Genomic DNA, 17401 nt, shown 5'->3' with positions numbered 1-17401 from the left:
CCCGGCCCGGGAGTAAGTTGGGAGGGTTTTGAATGGTTTTGGAAGGTTTTGGCGGGTTTTGGAAGCTGCGGTTATCGGTCCTCCCCAACCTTAAGAACCCGCAGAACCTTAAGAACCTTCCGAGCCCTTTTCTCCCGCAGCTTTAAGGATCGATTCCCAGACTCTTTGGGCCGTTTTGTCCCAGCTGAATTCTTTGGCCCGCTCGAGTCCTTTTTCGATCAACAGGCGGCGTCCGTCTTCGTCTTTGTAGATATGCATCAGCTCACCGGCGATGGAAGCCGGGTCTTTCGGATCGAAATAAAGCGCGCCTTCCGGGCCACATACTTCGGCCATGGCAGTGCCTTCGGAGGTCAGTACGGGAATGCCGCTTTGCATCGCCTCGAGCACCGGAACACCAAAGCCCTCAAACAGCGACGGATACACCAGCGCATAAGCCGACGCCATCAGTTGCTGCAGCGAATCGTCGTCGACGTAGCCGGTGAGCACAACGTCATCGCGGTACTTATAGGTTTGCAGGAGGTTGAGAAACTCATCGTTCTTCCAGGCGAGGCGGCCGGCGAGCACGAGCTTCCAGTTGCTTTTCTGACGCTTCTTGAAAATGGAAAAGCCCTTGAGCAGGTTGATCAGGTTTTTGCGGGGCTGCAGGGCGCCGGCATAGAGGAAGTACTCGGTGCCGCCGGTGAATTTTTCTTTCACGGCACTGCGTGCTTCCCAATCGAGGGGCGCAAAGCCCGCCCGGGCGGCATTGTATACCACGCTGAGCTTATCGGCCGGCACCCGGTATTTTTCCTGCAGGTCGCGCTTCGAGAATTCCGATACGGTGCAGACCGTCCGGGCGCGGCGCACATAGCGGGGCACCTGCCGGCGAAGGAAACCGATATGGGCACGCTTGTAGGCTTCGGGCTCGTGCAAAAAGCCGAGGTCGTGCACCACGAGGCACTGCGGCACCTTGGTGGTAAGAGAGGCATAGGCTTCGGGCGAGAAAAAAACATCGGCGCGGATACGGCGCAGCACAAGCGGCACCTTCACATCAAACCAGAGACGCCAGAGCAGGGGGTGGCGGGCTGCGGGCCCGACCACGATGGGCGTTACGTTGGGGGCAAACACAAAACGGGGGTCAAAGGGCCGGTCGAAAAGAAAGAAAAAGCGGTGCTCCGGATGGGCCACCGCCAGCCGGCGCAATACTTCCTGCTCAAAAAAGCCGATCCCTTCGAGGTGGTCGCTCAGCAGCAGGCGGGTATTGACGGCAATGTTCATGAGCCCGCAAAGATAACCGGAATGTGTCCGTACTACATTATAAGCTAGCTGTCAACACGTTATGCACAGCCGTACTTGTGGAAATTCGCCACAATGTTTTGATGAGTTGTCCCAGGAATTCCCCACTTATTGTTGAGTTTACCGTGCCAGAAACCTTGTTTGAAGCGAACGTTAAAACTGGCCCGGTACTTGTTTCAGTTTTTGTACGAAGTTTTTTACGGCTTCACCCTTAATCTTACAAACCTTGTTATAAAGAGCCTCTTAGGTGGAAGAGGATGGTGGCTTGTAAAAGGGGCCTTGGTTCGGGGCCCCTTTCTTTTTGCCCCTGCATTGAAGCTCTGGCTTAGTGGAACGTAGAGTGGTCCCTCGACAAGCCCGGGATGACAACCGGGCCTACCGCTAAACCTCCTGAACTTTCTCTCGCCTTCTCATTTTCCTTACGAGCAGATTAGCAGACCAGTATATTAGCAGATTGTCATTACATTTGCTTTACCGCGGTAGTTCCCCTCCTTTAGCGACGTTGCCGGCTCCGGCGACAAACTTCGAACTACAGACTACAATTTTTACTACACCTTTTTCATTTATCGACATGGAATATAATACCGGCAGACCTGGCCTGATCATCCGTGAATACGGCCGTCACATCCAGAAAATGGCCCAGCATCTTCTGACCATCGAAGACCGCGCCCAGCGCCAGCGGCAGGCCAACTATATCATCGAGCTGATGGGTTTTCTCAACCCGCACCTCAAGACGATCGAAGACTATCGCCACAAGCTGTGGGATCACCTCTTCCTCATCACCGACTTCAAGCTCGATGTGGATTCGCCCTACCCGATCCCGACGCGCGAGGAGCTGATGGCGAAGCCCGACCCGCTGCCCTACCCGCGCCGCAACCCGCGCTACTCGCACCTCGGAAAGAACTTCGAGCTGTTCATCGACAAAGCGCTGCAGGAAGAAGACCCGAACAAGCGCCAGGGCTTTGCCAACGCGGCCGCTTATTACATGAAGCTTGCCTACAACACCTGGCACAAAGACGCGGTGCACGACGATGCCATCCAGCAGGAGCTTGCCAACATCACCAAGGGCCAGCTCGAGTTCAACAACTCGGGTTATGTGAAAGCTTACCGTCCCTCGCAGGACCGCGAGAACCAACCGCAGGGCCGCTATGGTCGCCAGAACCGCTACAAGCGCGGTGGCGGCGGTGGCCAGCAGTCGCAACCCGGCCAGGGCAGCGCCAAGCGGAACAATAACAACAACAAGTACGGAAAGAAGCGCTACTGATGGGGAGCAAGTGAGCGCGTGAACGGTGAGCGCTGACGCCAATAATGAAGGACGGATGCCTAAGGCATCCGTCCTTTTTTTGGTTGTTGTCTGCTCACCTGCTCACCTGCTCACCGCTCACCATCCCGCCGTATCTTGCCCGCGTAAAATCAAACCACCAACATGGCTTCATTTGAAGTGGAAGGCGGCCGCCGCCTCAAAGGCGAGATCATCCCCCAGGGCGCCAAGAACGAAGCGCTGCAGATCATCAGCGCCGTGCTGCTGACGGCCGAAAAGGTCACCATCCATAACATCCCCGATATTCTCGACGTCAACAACCTTATCGACCTGCTTGCCGGCATGGGCGTGAAGGTGAACCGCATCGACCGCCAGACCTGCGAGTTCCAGGCCGACGATGTGGACATCAACTACCTGCGCCGCGACGAGTTCAAAGCCAAAAGCGGCCACCTGCGCGGCTCGGTGATGTTTGCCGGCCCGATGCTGGGACGCTGGAAGAAAGCCTTTATCCCGAAGCCCGGTGGCGACAAGATCGGCCGCCGCCGCCTCGACACCCACATCCTCGGCTTCGAAAAGCTGGGCGCCGAATTCACCTACTTCCCCGAAGACGGGTTCTTTTATTTTACGACCGAAGGCCTCAAGGGCACCTACCTGCTGCTTGATGAACCCTCCGTGACCGGTACCGCCAACATCATCATGGCAGCCGTCCTCGCAGAAGGCACGACGACAATTTACAATGCGGCCTGCGAGCCCTATATCCAGCAGCTTTGCCTCATGCTCAACAGCATGGGCGGCAACATCTCGGGTGTCGGCTCTAACCTGCTGACGATCCAGGGCGTGGAGCGACTATTCGGCACCGAGCACCGCATGCTCCCCGACATGATCGAAATCGGTTCCTTCATCGGTCTCGCGGCGATGACGCAAAGCGATATCACCATCAAGAACGTGCGTCTCGACCAGCTGGGTGTGATCCCCGACCGCTTCGAGCAGCTCGGGATCAAAATGAATTTCATCGACGACGACATCCACGTGCCGGCGCAGGATCTGTACGAGATCCAGACGCATATGGACGGCGGCGTCCTCACGATGTACGACCATCCCTGGCCGGGCCTCACGCCCGACCTGCTGTCGATCATCCTCGTGGTGGCCACGCAGGCGAAAGGCTCGCTGCTGGTGCACCAGAAGATGTTTGAAAGCCGTCTCTTTTTCGTCGACAAGCTCATCGACATGGGTGCTCGCATCATCCTCTGCGATCCGCACCGCGCCACTGTGATCGGACTTGGCCGCCAGTACCGCCTCCGCGGCATCTCGATGTCGAGCCCCGACATCCGTGCGGGTGTGTCGCTGCTTATTGCGGCACTCAGCGCCGAAGGCAAGAGCACGATCCAGAACATCGAGCAGATCGACCGCGGCTACCAGAACATCGATACGCGCCTGAATGCGATCGGGGCGTCGATCAAGAGGTTGTGAGCGGGTGAGCAGGTGAGCGGGTTTCGTGAATCGTCAATCGTGAATACTGACACCTGTAACGAAGAACGGATGCCTTTGGCATCCGTTCTTTATTTTCCGCGCATTGCGAATTGACGATTCACGATTGACGATTCACGAACGCACCCACTCGATCTTATCTTCCAGCGGGGCGCGCTCCTTGGCGGGGGAGGCTACGGCGACGGCGCCGATGTAGAAGAAGCCCATCAGCTTATCGTCGGGGCCGAGGCCGAAGAATTCTTTCGCGCTTTCCTTGTAGGTAACACCGCCGGTGGTCCAGTAGCCACCAAGGCCGTAGGCCGTTACGGTGAGGTACATGTTCTGCACGGCGCTGGCCACGGCGCTGACCTCCTCGATTTCGGGGAACTTTTTGTTCGGGTCGCGCTTCAGGCAAAGAGCGATGACGTAGGCCGCCTTGAGCGGGTTCGCCAGGAGTGTTTCGTACGTTGCGGGCTTGAATCCTTCGCCGGCTTCCTGCTTATAGAGCTCAGCCTGGAACTGCGCCAGCTTCTGCCGGCCTTCACCCGCGAACACCACAAAGCGCCAGGGCTGCAGGTTGCCATGGCTCGGTGCCCAGGTGGCGTTTTCGAGTACCTGCTGCACAACAGCTTCGTCGACCGGCACGGCCGGGTCGTATTGCTTCGGGAACGTGGAGCGGCGGGACTTTATCAGGGAGTTGATCTGTTCGATATCGTAGGTCATGGCGCAAATATCGGGAATCGGGGATCGGGAAGCGGCAATCGGGAATCCGGAATGCTGGAGGATGCTGCGCGACGGCAAAGCCGTCATGGCGATCCGCAAGTTGGGGAAGAAGCAAACTCCCCGACCTGGCGAAAGGCGCAATTGAAAAAAAACACCTTGTGCGATTTCACGCTGTTGGTAAAGCCCCGGTTTGCGTTCTGCGATTCATGTAAAATTCAGACACGATCATTTTCGTAGATGTAGCCCTGCGCCCTTTCGAAACTTCTCCCGGCCACTGGCTCCTAATTGACTAGGAGTGCGTTTCCGGGTTTGGTTGTTTTGCTCCCAAATCGTAGCCATGAGAAAATATTTGTTGACAGGAATGCTCCTCGCCGCCGTCGTAGCGGGTCAGGCGCAGGGCGGGAAAGGCTCTGTATCCGTAACCGTGCGCAACGCGCAACAAGCCGCGCTCGACGGCGCTACCGTAGAAATACGGAAAGCCAAAGACTCTTCGCTTGTCAGGACCGCGCTGACCGATAAAGACGGCGCAGCCGTCGCCGAGGGGCTGTCAGAGGGGCGCTACCTCCTCCACGTTTCGATGACGGGCCAGCAGGAAGCCTGGTCGGCGCCCTTCGAGGTGGCCGCCGGCGCAATGGCCCAGGTGCCGGCCCTCAGTCTTGCCCCGAAAGCTTCCAACGAGCTCAAGGGCGTGACGGTGGCTTCGCGAAAGCCCTTCATCCAGAAGCTCAGCGACCGCATCGTGGTCAACGTCGAGAACAGCATCGTGTCGGCGGGCTCAACGGCCATCGACGTGCTGGAGCGCTCGCCCGGCGTTACCATCGACAACAACGACGCTATCTCCCTCCGCGGCCGCAGCGGCGTCATCATCATGATCGACGGAAAGCCGAGCCCGATGACGGGGCAGGAGCTGGCCAACTACCTCCGCAGCCTTCCCAGCAACGCCATTGAGCGGATCGACATCATAACCAATCCATCCTCTCGCTACGACGCCTCCGGCAACTCGGGGATCATCGACATCCGCCTCAAGAAAGACCAGCGCCTCGGCAGCAACGGAACACTCAACGCCAGCTATGGCTATGGGTTTCTTCCGAAGGCCGGTGCCGGGGGTTCGTTCAACTACCGCAGCAGGAAGGCCAACCTGTTCGGGTCGTATAACTACGGTAACCGCGAGTTCCTGAATCACCTGTTCATCAACCGTAACTTTTACAACGGCAGCACGCTCACCGGCGCCGACGTCAAGGATAATAACGCCGACTTCAAGGTGCAGTCGCACAACGCACGCTTTGGCGCGGATTTCTTCGTATCGAATAAGAGCATTCTTGGCTTCGTGGTGAACAGTAACGCGGCCGCTTTTACCCGCAGCTCCGACCTGCATACGACTGTCAACAACCCGCAGGGATCCCCTGACTTCACCTTCCGCTCCGACGCGGATAATGATGATCACAACGACAATACGGTGGGGAACGTCAACTTCAAGACGCGTCTCGACAGTGCCGGCTCGGAATTCAGCGCCGACCTCGACTACGGCGTGTACCACACGACCTCGCTCTCGCGTACGGCCAGCAGCTTCTTCAACCTTGACGGCTCGCCAAAGCGCACACCCGACATCCTCGACGGCGACCAGCGTGGAAAGCTGCACCTCACCTCGGGCAAGGCCGATTATACCCACCCTTTCAAAGGCGGCCGTATCGAAGCCGGTGTGAAGTCGAGCTATGTGCATTCCGACAACGACGCTCATTTCTACAACGTACTTGGCGGCAGCCGGCCTGTAGACAGCAGCAAGACCAACCGCTTTTATTACGAGGAATACAACAACGCCGCTTATTTGAACGGCAGCCGCGAGTGGAAGAAATGGTCGGTGCAGCTCGGCCTGCGCGGCGAGCAGACCAACATCCGTACGCTGCAATCGAAAGGCGGCGAGCGCTTCCGCAACAACTACTTCCAGCTGTTTCCGTCGGCCTTCGTCAACTACAAGCTCCGTGACGATAAGGTGGTCGGTCTGTCCGTGAGTCGCCGCATCGACCGCCCGGGCTATAGCCAGCTCAATCCCTTCCTGTTCCAGGTGGATGCCACGATCTACGCCACCGGCGCGCCGCTGCTGAAGCCCCAGCTTACCTGGAGCTACGAGGCGAGCTACACCGTGAAGCAACTCAACTTTACCCTCGGGTACAGTCATACCACCGACCCGCAGTCGACCGTGCTCTCGCGGATCCTCGACGTGATTCCCAACTTCGAGATCAAGCCGGGACAGGATTCGAACATCACGGTGCAGATCCCGGTGAACCTGGAGTCTTCCGACTACTACGGCCTTACGGCTACGCTGCCCTGGCGCGTGAAGCCCTGGTGGAACCTGCTGGGTAATGTCAACGTGTACTATAATCACTTCAACGGCAACATCGGCGGCGTTGCAGTATCGAACGGGTCGCCGGCCGGCAACTTCCGCGTCAACAACACGTTCACAATGGCGAAGGGCTGGAGCGCCGAGCTCAATGGCAATTACTTTACCGGCGGCCGCGACGGCTACTCGGTGAACCGCGCACAGGTGAACATTACAGCGGGTGTGCAGAAGCTGGTGCTGCAAGGAAAGGGCACGGTGCGCCTCAACGTAACGGACATCTTCCGCAGCAACTATCCCGGCTCCACGGTCACCTACCCCGGCCGCTATGTAGAAGTGTGGCATGCGGTGCGCGACACGCGCGTGGGCACGCTCTCCTTCACCTGGCGCTTCGGTAACAGCAAGGTGCAGGCGGCCCGCCGTAGAACTACGGCCTCGGAAGAAGAACGCCAGCGCGCGGGTGGCTAGTTTGCGAAAGAATTCTTTTCATAGACAGAGAACACAGAAGGTTTGACGGGAGGTCGATTATTCGACCTCCCTTTTTGTGCGCAGCAATTCGAGGTGGGGCCGCGCGATCTCAATATGCGCGCTGCTGACGAAGGAGCGGAGGTGCTTGAAGAAGTGGCTGTAGTCGTAGTAGCCAAAGTCTTCGTAGCGAAAAGCCGCGGGGTCATTGACCAGTAGTTCTACGGCCGACCGGATACGGAGGATCTGGAGCGCCTGCTTGCCCGTGGTGCTGGTGCTGGCCAGGAAGTAGCGCTGCAGGCTGCGGGCGCTGATGCCGTGGGCCGCGGCCAGTTCTGACAGTGCTGTGTTGAAGTCGCGGCGCTCGCTGCAGTCGCGGAGCAGCCCGGTAACCAGCGACACGGGTGCCGGGCCCGCGCCCTCGGGGCCGCCGTGCCGCTCGATCATCCGCTCGTAGTGCGACGACAGCAGCTGCATGCGCTCGTCGAAGTTGCGGGCGCCCTTCACCGCCTCGAGCAGGGGCTTCTCGATGAGGTAGGAAAGCGGGTGTACCGACTCACGGTATTCGGAGAAGTTGACCTCCTTTTCCAGCACAATGGGCGACACGCGGAACTTGATGCCGAAGATGCGGTTGCCGCCGCTGTGATACGCTACCATCGCTTGCTGGCGCGGGAGGAAAATATCCTGCTTGACGCGGTATCGTGTGGCACCCAGCTGCAGCTCGAAAGGAGTGCCCAGGTTGATCATATAGGTGTAGCCAACGTTGGGAAACAGCGCGTCGGAGAAGCCTTCGGGATGCCGCGCCAGCAGGTCGTCGAAGTCGGTTTCCCAGAAAAAGTCGATGAAGGGCGCCAGCGCACGTCGGGCGGGGCGGCGGTGGTACCGGCGCTCGAAGTGGCTGCGGTGGAAGAATTCGACGTGTTGCACAGGAGCTAAGATAATCTGCTGATGGCGTAGTCTGCTAATGAGGTAGTCTGCTATTCTGCTAATGGTCATACGATGGTAGTCAGGACCCGCGCTGTGCTCGCGGAGGCGCTCCTGTTGTGCTGTTGGCGTGAATGGCCCGGCTTGCGGGTGCCGTCAAAGTGTCGTACCTTATAAAGAATATCCTTCACGCAAAATCCAATGTTATGAGCAACAGCAAATGGAAAACTTTGTGCCTGTGCGCCGCCTTGCTGGTCGGCAGCGCTGCCTGTGCGCAGCAGCATGGCGACAGTGCCATGAGCGCGCAGAAGCATGTAATGGTGAATGAGGCGGGTGTTAAATGGATGCCCGGGCCGCCTTTTCTGCCGCCGGGTGTGAAGCTGGCCGTGCTCGAGGGCGATCCCTCGAAGGAAGGTCTTTACACGGTTCGCCTGCAGATGCCCGCGAACTACACGATCCCGCCGCATACCCATCCGACCGCCGAGCACGTTACCGTGATCCAGGGCAGCCTGTATATGGGTTCGGGCAAAAGTCTCAACCGTGCTGGGGCCATGCAGCTGACGCGCGGCGGCTTTGCGGTGATCCCTGCCAGCTTCGCGCACTATGCGTTCTGCAGGGGCAAGGCAGTGGTGCAGGTGCATGGCATGGGGCCCTTCGCCATTAACTACATCAATCCTTCGGATGACCCGCGGAATAAAAAGTGACGGGTAGCGCCGGGCGGGAGCCCGGCGTTTTTCGCAGCGGGAGCCGAGTCCGGGCCCCTGCCTGCGGGCATTTTGTTGTTGAAAATGCCTTGCGTTCCATCCGTGTCACTCCGGCGGCTCTGCGTATATTCGCCGCTCAATTCCGCACCTATGGCAGCAGATTTCGGCAAGATCATCATCCTCACCGCTCCGTCGGGGGCGGGCAAGACCTCGATCACGCGCTACCTGCTGAACAAATATCCCGAGCGCCTCGCCTTTTCGATATCCGCCGCGACCCGCTCGCCGCGGGGTACGGAGCAGAACGGGATCGACTACCACTTCATGAGCGTCGCCGAGTTCCAGGACCGCATCCACAAGAACGAATTCATGGAATGGGAGATGGTGTACGAGGGCAAATACTACGGTACCCTCAAGAGCGAGATGCGCCGCATCTGGGACGAAGGCAAAACGCCGGTGCTCGACATCGATGTCAAGGGCGCCATCCACATCCAGCAGCAATACCCCGAGAATATTCTTTCGCTTTTCATCGAGCCGCCTTCGATCGAGGAGCTGCAGCGCCGCCTCACGGGCCGCGGCACCGAAAGCGCCGAAAGCCTGCAGGCCCGCGTCAACAAGGCCGCCTACGAGATCTCGTTCAAGCACCATTTCCACAAGGTGATCGTCAACGAGCACCTCGAGGACGCCTGCCGCGAGGCGGAGGAGGCCGTGCTGGATTTTATCGGGCGCAGGTGAGAAAGAACGCTGATCCGCCAGCTGGCGGATACGCAGATTATTACGATTCGTTATGATTTGCTTACGCCTGCCAAAGAAAATCCGTGCGAATCTTAATCATCATAAAAAATCCGCGTTCTTTCTCTTCCAGACGGATGCCCTTATCTTTAAACTATGATCGAAACCTCCGTCATAGCCTGGTTTTTCGTGACCATCCTCATGATGGCTTTCTTCTCGGGTATCGAGATGGCCTTTTACAGCGTCAACCGATTCGGCGTTGAGCTGAAAAAGAAGCAGGGCCGCCCCGGCGCGCAGCTGCTGTCGCGGTTTATCCAGACCCCCGAGATCTTCGTGAGCGTGATGGTCATCGGCTTTACTATTTCGCTGGTGTGCTTTGTCATCGAGTTCATCCGCATCTCCGATGTGCTGTGGCACCTCGCCGGCCTCCACAGCGACCGCTTCGACACGCTCCGCAACATCGTCGACATCGCCGTGGGTACCTTCCTGGTGCTCGTGTTCGGCGAGTTCATTCCCAAGGCATTCTTCCGCGCCAAGAGCAACATCATCCTCTCCCGCTTCGTGTGGATCGTAAACCTCTTTTACAAGTTGCTGCAGCCCCTGGCGACGCTGTTCGTCAACCTCTCGGAGTGGGTGCTCCGCTACATCTTCAACGTTCGGGTGGATGAAAAGAAAGGCGTATTTAGCGGTACCGATTTCGACACCCTCTTCCAGCAAAGCAACGACGACTACGAGCCCGAGGACGTGAACACCGAGCTGTTCGAGAACGCGCTGGAGCTGCCGAAGACGCGCATCCGCCAGTGCCTCGTGCCGCGCAAGGAGATCATTGCCGTAGAAGTACGGTCGTCGGTGGAAGAGGTGCGGCAGAAGCTGATTGAAACGAAGCTGAGTAAGCTCGTGGTCTTTGAAGGCAATATCGACCATATCGTCGGCTACGTGCACCAGCTCGACCTGTTCAAGAACCCGCAAACGATCGGCGACATTCTCCTGCCCATTCCCGCCGTGCCCGAGAGCATGAGCGCCACCGACCTTATCAACAAGTTCACCCGCGAAGGCCGCAGTATTGCCTGGGTGGTGGACGAATTCGGCGGCACGGCCGGTATCGTTACGATGGAAGACGTGCTGGAAGAGATCTTCGGGGAGATCCACGACGAATACGACTCCGAGGAATTCGTGGAGCGCCGCATCTCCGAAAACGAGTACATCCTCTCCGGCCGCCTCGAGCTCGACTACCTCTGCGACAAGTTCGACCTCTCCTTCCCCGAAGACGAGGAGTCGGAGACGCTTTCCGGTTATATCATCAACCACCACGAAACGATCCCCAAGCAAAAGGAGCGGATCATCATCAACAACTACGAGTTCGATGTCATCAACGTGAGCGACACGCGGATCGAGATGGTGAAGCTGAAGGTTTTGAAGTAGGGTTCAGAAGGGTTTGGAAGGTTCAGAGAGGTTCAGAGAGGTTCAGAAAGTCGTCGCTTGCAATGGCTGTTATCGCTGTCATCCGCGCTTATCTTAACAAATCATAATCATCCGCGTTCCTTCTCTCTCCCGCCGCATTCGTAATTTTAGGCAGTATGCCTGTTACCTATCGGACCGCCCTGGCAGCCCTTGCTGCCGGCCTTTTCAGCCTTTCCATCCATGCGCAAACGTCAGGCAAAACGCCGGCATCGCTGCCCGTTTTCGCCACGGATACGGCTGCGAAGAAGAAACCTTCGTGGCCGCTGGCCGATAAGACCAAAGGCAGCCGCCGCAGCGATGGGCTCTTTACCTTTTACCAGGATACCGCGAGCGGCGGCGTCAACCTCTACATCCGCAAAAGCCAGCTGGGCAAGGAGTTCATCTACCAGAGCTTCGCGCTGAGCGGCCCCACAGCGCTGCTGCTCAACCAGAACATCTACCGCTCCAACTTCATCTTCCGCATTGAAAAAGCCTTTGACCGCATCGAGATCAACCGGGTCAATACGGCCTTCTATTACGATCCTGCCAACCCGATCAGCCGCACCAAGGACGTGGACAAGCCCGACGCCGTGCTGCTCTCCGAGCGTATTATCGGTGAAGACTCCACCGGCTACCTCGTCAATGCCGACGGGATCTTCCTGGGCGAGCGCTTCGACCCCGTGAAGCCACCGGCAGTGATCAACCTCTTCGGGCCGGCCGCCTTCGCGCTTGGCAACCTCAATCCCTTCAAATCGAAATACGTCGCGCTCAAGGCCTTCCCCGGCAATACCGATGTTGTGGTGGACCTGGCCTACGACAATCCCAACGCTGTTGCGGCCCCCGGGCGCGACATCACCGACCCGCGCTACGTGCGGGTGCGCCTGCAGCACTCCTTTATCGAGCTTCCGCAAAACGACTATATCCCGCGCCGCGACGACCCGCGTGTGGGCTTCTTCGCGCACCAGGTGAACGACCAGACCAGTATCAGCGCCACACCCTTCCGCGACGTTATCGACCGCTGGCACCTGGTAAAGAAGGATCCTTCGGCCGCCCTCAGCGAGCCGGTGGAGCCCATCACCTTCTGGATCGAGAATACGACGCCCGTAGCCTACCGGCCCACGGTGCGTGCTGCGATCCTTCAGTGGAACAAAGCCTTCGAGGGCGCGGGCTTCAAAAACGCGATCCGCGTGGAAGAAATGCCGGACACCGCGAGCTGGGATCCGTCGGACCTGCGCTACAACGTTGTGCGCTGGGTATCGTCGGCACAGCCGCCTTACGGCGCCATCGGCCAGTACACCACCAACCCGCGCACGGGCCAGATCCTGGGCGCCGACGTTACGATCGAATGGTTTACCGGGAGCGCCTCCCCCGTGCTCGAGGAGTTGCTGCTGGGTAAGACAACCGCAGCCGCGCAGGGTGCCGGAACCACGCCGTCCCAGCTTGCGGAGGGCTACCCGATGTGCAGCGTGGGCGAGGAGCTGAAGGCCCAATTCATTGCCGGCAGCACGCTCCTCGAAGGAGCCGGTGCGGGCCCGCAGGAGCTGAGTACGATGCACCGCCAGTTCCTGACCTACCTCATCATGCACGAGCTGGGACATACCCTCGGCCTCAACCACAACATGAAGGGCAGCCAGCTGTGGACGCCCGCCCAGATCAACGATACGACGCTGACGCATAAGTACGGGCTGCTGGGCTCGGTGATGGATTACCCCGCGATCAATATCGCTGCCGACCCGAAAAAGCAGGGCGACTACTATACCACGAAGGAAGGCCCCTATGATGACTGGGCCATCGCCTTTGGCTATACGCCCTATGCCGACAGCGCCAGCGAAGCCACCGGCAGCGCCGCCCTGCTCGCGAAGAGCACCGACCCGATGCTGGCCTTCGGCAACGACGCCGACGACATGCGGAGCCCGGGCAAAGGCATGGACCCGCGCGCCAACGTGGATGATCTTACCAGCGACGCCATCGGCTACGCGGCCGGCCGGCTGCAGCTGCTGCGGGCCCTCGTGCCGCAGCTGGTGCAGCGCTACAGCAAGCCGGGCCAGAGCTGGGCCGAGCTGCGGGTTCGCTATGCCGCCCTGCAGGCCCAGCGGCAGCAGATGATCGGCGCCGTGAGCCGCTATATCGGCGGTGTGTACATCGACCGCAGCTTCCCCGACCAGCACTCGGCCACGAAGCCCTATACATCCGTGCCCCTGGCACTGCAGAAAAGCGCCGTGAAGGTGCTGAGCCGCTACGTGTTTGCCCCGGATGCGTGGCTTGCCGACACGGCGCTGCTGCCCTACCTGCAGCCGCAGCGCCGCGGCTTCAACCAGAACCCGTACGGCGACGACTACAAGGCAACGGGCGCCGCCCTGTCGCAGCAATACAACGGCGCGCTGGCCCACCTGCTGCACCCCGCCACGCTGCAGCGCCTCACCAACAGCCGCCTTTATGGCAACCGCTACTCCGTGGCCGACCTCTTTGGCGACCTCGAAACGGCCATCTTCGCCGCCGACCTCAATGGGCCGGTGAACGTGTACCGCCAGAACCTGCAGACCGAGTACCTGCGCCTGCTGCTCGATATCGTGAGCGACCGCTACAACCAGTACGACGCCGTGTCGCAGGCCGCCGCCCTCGATGCCGTGCAGCGCATCCGCAGCCGCCAGGCCGCCGCGCCCGCGCCGAACGCCGAAACGCGGGCCCACCGGAACAACCTCGTGTACCTGGTGAAGAAAGCCCTCGACGAGAAGTAAGGGAAAGGCGGAAGCGGGAAGTCCAGAAGCAGGGAAAACCCGTAAGTAGTCCGGCAGGATAACGACGGGATAACAGTTTCGCCTTCCGGACTTCCGACTTGATAACTTTCTCCCGGTTATCTTTGCCCACTTCAAACTGTTGCATGGCGCTGTTGAAATTGTTCAGAAGGGGAGGGGATCCCAACCGGTCGGAGATGTCGTTCATTGAGCACCTCGATGTGCTGCGGGGAACGCTGTTTCGCAGCGTGCTTGCCGCCCTGCTGGGCGCGATCGTGGTGGGCGTCTTCAACCACTTCTTCATCCACGATGTGCTGCTCGGGCCCACGCACGCTGATTTTCCCACCTACGGGGTGCTGTGCCGCATCGGCCAGTCGCTGGGCGTGGGCAAGAGCCTCTGCATGGAAGGCCTCAGCATCAAGATGCAAAGCACCGGGGTGAGCACGCAGTTCAGCATGTTCTTCACGGTATGCCTTATCGGCGGCGTCATCATCGCCTTTCCCTACATCTTCTTCGAGTTCTGGCGCTTCGTGCGGCCTGCGCTGACCGAGAACGAGCGCGGCAACACGGGTGGTGTCATCTTCTGGGTATCGGTGCTGTTTTTCATCGGGGTGCTCTTCGGCTACTTCGTGATCTCTCCCTATACCATCAAGTTCTTCGCGGGCTTCCAGCTCGACGACAATATCGAGAACCGCTGGACGCTATCGAGCTATATCGACACGATGATCCCGCTGGTGCTGGGCTCGGGTCTGGCTTTCCAGCTGCCGCTCGTGATCTACTTCCTGGCCAAGGTGGGCATCGTAAACGCCACCTACCTGCGCAAGGTTCGGAAATACTCCATCATCATCATCTTCGTCATTGCCGCCATCATCACGCCCGGGCCGGATATCGTGAGCCAGATGACCGTGGCGCTTCCGCTGCTGCTGCTCTACGAGATCTCGATCCTGCTGGCGGGACGCGTGGACAAAAAGAAGAAGCCGAAGGAGTGGAGCTAGGGAACAGCAGAACAACAGACCAGAAGAACAAGGAACAAGGAATGTTGAATAACGAATAGGGAGCGGCTACCTTTGCCAAAACCCCCGTTATGCACGCCCCGACCTTCGATCTTTCCAAGCCCATTGCCATCGGCGCCGATCATGCCGGCTTCGAATACAAGCAGCACCTGGTGCAATGGCTGCAGGACAAAGGCCTGCAGGTAAAAGACTTCGGCACCTTCAGCACCGACTCCGTAGACTATCCCGACTTTGCACATCCCGTGGCATCGGCCGTAGAGAACGGCGAGGCCGGAGCGGGCATCCTGGTATGCGGCTCGGCCAACGGTGTGGCGATCACGGCCAATAAGCACGCGGGTATCCGCGCGGCGATTGCCTGGTCCGACGAGCTCGCCTCGCTGGCGCGCCAGCACAATGCCGCAAACATCATCTGCATTCCTTCGCGCTTCGTGTCGCTCGAGACCGCCGAAAAAATCACGGGGCTTTTTCTCGAAACTCCGTTTGAAGGCGGGCGGCATGAGAACCGCGTGAATAAGATCGCGTGCTAGTCTGCTAATAAAGTAGTCTGCTAGTCTGCTAATAATTGGAAAAACAGGCCTGCTGCTGGCATGGACAGGAGTGCTGGTAATAAGTTGTCACTATCGGGCCAGGACATTTCCGCCGGTAGTAAACCGGTATTAGCAGACCAGCACATTAGCAGACCTGCAGATTGTTTTCCGCTGTATATTTCCCCCCTATGAATCGAATACTCTTAGCTACCGCTATGCTCGCTTCGCTTGCGGGCGCAGCGCAGAAGAAAGGCAACCCGCAGGTATTTGCGGCCACGATCAACGAGGCTGATATGCGGAAGCACCTCTTCACCCTCGCCAGCGCGGAGATGGAAGGCCGCGAAACCGCGACGCCCGGACAGAAGCGGGCCGCGGCTTATATCGAAAACTTTTTCCGCCAGATCGGCCTTGAGCCCGGCAACAACGGCTCGTACCAGCAGACGTACCCGGTGTACCAGGATTCGCTGCTCCACGCCGGCATCGAGGTGAACGGTACCGCCTTCGCACTGGATAAGGACTTCAGCTTCCAGAACCTCGGCGCGCTGACCAATGCTACGTATCGCTTTTCGGAGGCTGTGTTCGTGGGCGCCGGCGCCGACGACTCCACCTCGAGCGACTACAGGGGCCGAAACGTCCGCGGCCGTCTTGTGATCGCCTGGGGCACCGCTGCTCCGAGCGGCACACGCAGCGTGACGGCCTTCGCCAAGGCCGACAACGCCGCCCGCAACGGCGCCGCCGCCATCCTCTTCATCAACAAAGACTTTCCCCGGAAAACCAGCACCAACACACGCGGCAACATGATGCTCTCCGGTTTCCGCCGCTCGGTGGCCCCGCAGAACTTCTCGATCTCCGAAGCCGTGGCCCGCGCCATCATGGGCGCCTCCTTCGACAGTGCCCAGGCCGGAACGCTTGTGAACCGTGAGTTTACGGCCAACGTGCTGCTCGATGTGGCCAAGCAAACGCGCACGCTCGAAAGCAGCAACGTGATCGGCGTGCTGCCCGGTACCGACCTCAAGGATCAATACCTGTTTGTAACGGGCCACTACGATCACCTCGGGAAGCGCGATACAGTAATCTATTACGGCGCCGACGACGACGGCTCGGGAACCACCGGTGTGCTCGAGATCGCCGAAGCCTTCGCGCTGGCCAGGAAAGCCGGCCGCGGCCCGCGCCGCACGATGGTGTTCATGTGCGTCAGCGGCGAGGAGAAAGGCCTCTGGGGCTCGCAGTATTATTCCGAGCACCCCATCTTTCCGCTCGAGAAGACGACTGCCGACCTCAACATCGATATGATCGGCCGCGGCGATGCCACCCGCAAGGACGCAGCGGGCAACGTCGATACGCTCAACTACGTGTTCGTGGTGGGCGACGACAAGGTGAGCTCCGACCTCCGCCCCATCAGCGAGGGCATGAATAGGAAGTATGTGAAGATGCAGCTTGATTACAAGTTCAACGACCCCAAAGATCCCAACCAGATCTACTTCCGCAGCGACCACTACAACTTCGCCCGCAAAGGAGTTCCCATCATCTTTTATTACGACGGCATGCTCGGCGCCGACTACCATCGTCCCACCGACACGCCCGACAAGATCAACTTTGCGCTGATGGCCCGCCGCGCCCAGCTGGTGTTCTACACCGCCTGGGAGATGGCCAGCCGCAAGGAGATGCTCAAGCGCGACAAGCCGCTGCCGGAAACCCGGATGCGGTAGATCCCGCCCCGGTAAATGATCTGACAGCAAAAAGACCCCGCAGCGCGGGGTCTTTTCAATAAAATACCAAAGATTTTTACTGGTCGCCCATGAA

13 protein-coding genes are annotated in these 17401 nt (G+C 59.1%); 10 read left to right on the top strand and 3 right to left on the bottom strand.

The window, feature by feature from the left end; genetic code table 11:
* Nucleotides 1–108: 108 nt before the first annotated feature.
* Entirely contained in the window at nucleotides 109–1257 is a 1149-nt protein-coding gene (locus ACYU7Z_RS10495; protein ID WP_460570165.1) for a glycosyltransferase family 4 protein, read from the bottom strand.
* 589 nt (nucleotides 1258–1846) lie between these two features.
* On the opposite strand from ACYU7Z_RS10495, the gene ACYU7Z_RS10490 reads away from it, so the two are divergent.
* Entirely contained in the window at nucleotides 1847–2539 is a 693-nt protein-coding gene (locus ACYU7Z_RS10490; RefSeq protein WP_460570163.1) for a DUF4290 domain-containing protein, read from the top strand.
* A 162-nt stretch (nucleotides 2540–2701) separates the two neighbouring features.
* A complete protein-coding gene (murA, locus tag ACYU7Z_RS10485) occupies nucleotides 2702–4006 on the top strand; it encodes a UDP-N-acetylglucosamine 1-carboxyvinyltransferase (protein WP_460570161.1) in 1305 nt (434 codons plus the stop codon).
* Nucleotides 4007–4138: 132 nt separating this feature from the next.
* Here the strand turns inward: murA and ACYU7Z_RS10480 are convergent, their stop codons facing one another.
* Nucleotides 4139–4726: a nitroreductase family protein gene (locus ACYU7Z_RS10480; protein ID WP_460570159.1), complete on the bottom strand. Its 588-nt coding sequence runs from the start codon at nucleotides 4724–4726 to the stop codon at nucleotides 4139–4141.
* A gap of 337 nt (nucleotides 4727–5063) precedes the next feature.
* On the opposite strand from ACYU7Z_RS10480, the gene ACYU7Z_RS10475 reads away from it, so the two are divergent.
* The gene (locus ACYU7Z_RS10475; RefSeq protein ID WP_460570157.1) at nucleotides 5064–7529 is read left to right on the top strand and encodes a TonB-dependent receptor domain-containing protein; all 2466 of its coding nucleotides are present in this window, start codon (nucleotides 5064–5066) and stop codon (nucleotides 7527–7529) included.
* Nucleotides 7530–7586: 57 nt separating this feature from the next.
* Here ACYU7Z_RS10475 and ACYU7Z_RS10470 read toward each other — a convergent pair whose 3' ends face one another.
* A complete protein-coding gene (locus tag ACYU7Z_RS10470) occupies nucleotides 7587–8453 on the bottom strand; it encodes a helix-turn-helix domain-containing protein (protein WP_460570155.1) in 867 nt (288 codons plus the stop codon).
* A gap of 203 nt (nucleotides 8454–8656) precedes the next feature.
* Here ACYU7Z_RS10470 and ACYU7Z_RS10465 point away from each other — a divergent pair, with 203 nt between their 5' ends.
* From ACYU7Z_RS10465 to ACYU7Z_RS10435, 7 genes are all read left to right on the top strand, one after another.
* Nucleotides 8657–9154 carry a cupin domain-containing protein gene (locus ACYU7Z_RS10465; protein WP_460570153.1) on the top strand — a complete coding sequence of 166 codons (498 nt, stop codon included), beginning with the start codon at nucleotides 8657–8659 and terminating at the stop codon, nucleotides 9152–9154.
* Nucleotides 9155–9304: 150 nt separating this feature from the next.
* Nucleotides 9305–9886, top strand: coding sequence for a guanylate kinase (gene gmk / locus ACYU7Z_RS10460; RefSeq protein ID WP_460570151.1), 582 nt, complete (start codon nucleotides 9305–9307; stop codon nucleotides 9884–9886).
* A gap of 153 nt (nucleotides 9887–10039) precedes the next feature.
* Nucleotides 10040–11305: a hemolysin family protein gene (locus ACYU7Z_RS10455; RefSeq protein ID WP_460570149.1), complete on the top strand. Its 1266-nt coding sequence runs from the start codon at nucleotides 10040–10042 to the stop codon at nucleotides 11303–11305.
* 155 nt (nucleotides 11306–11460) lie between these two features.
* A complete protein-coding gene (locus tag ACYU7Z_RS10450) occupies nucleotides 11461–14061 on the top strand; it encodes a zinc-dependent metalloprotease (RefSeq protein ID WP_460570147.1) in 2601 nt (866 codons plus the stop codon).
* A gap of 194 nt (nucleotides 14062–14255) precedes the next feature.
* Nucleotides 14256–15053, top strand: a complete 798-nt coding sequence (tatC, locus tag ACYU7Z_RS10445; RefSeq protein ID WP_460570145.1) for a twin-arginine translocase subunit TatC — start codon at nucleotides 14256–14258, stop codon at nucleotides 15051–15053.
* Between the two features lie 89 nt (nucleotides 15054–15142).
* Entirely contained in the window at nucleotides 15143–15598 is a 456-nt protein-coding gene (gene rpiB, locus ACYU7Z_RS10440) for an RpiB/LacA/LacB family sugar-phosphate isomerase (RefSeq protein WP_460570143.1), read from the top strand.
* Between the two features lie 188 nt (nucleotides 15599–15786).
* The gene (locus ACYU7Z_RS10435) at nucleotides 15787–17307 is read left to right on the top strand and encodes a M28 family peptidase (RefSeq protein WP_460570141.1); all 1521 of its coding nucleotides are present in this window, start codon (nucleotides 15787–15789) and stop codon (nucleotides 17305–17307) included.
* Nucleotides 17308–17401 lie beyond the last annotated feature (94 nt).

It is taken from the genome of Flaviaestuariibacter terrae (genome assembly GCF_054777635.1).
The sequence above is the reverse complement of the archived record's forward strand: the minus strand, read 5'-3'. Positions and strand labels throughout refer to the sequence as shown.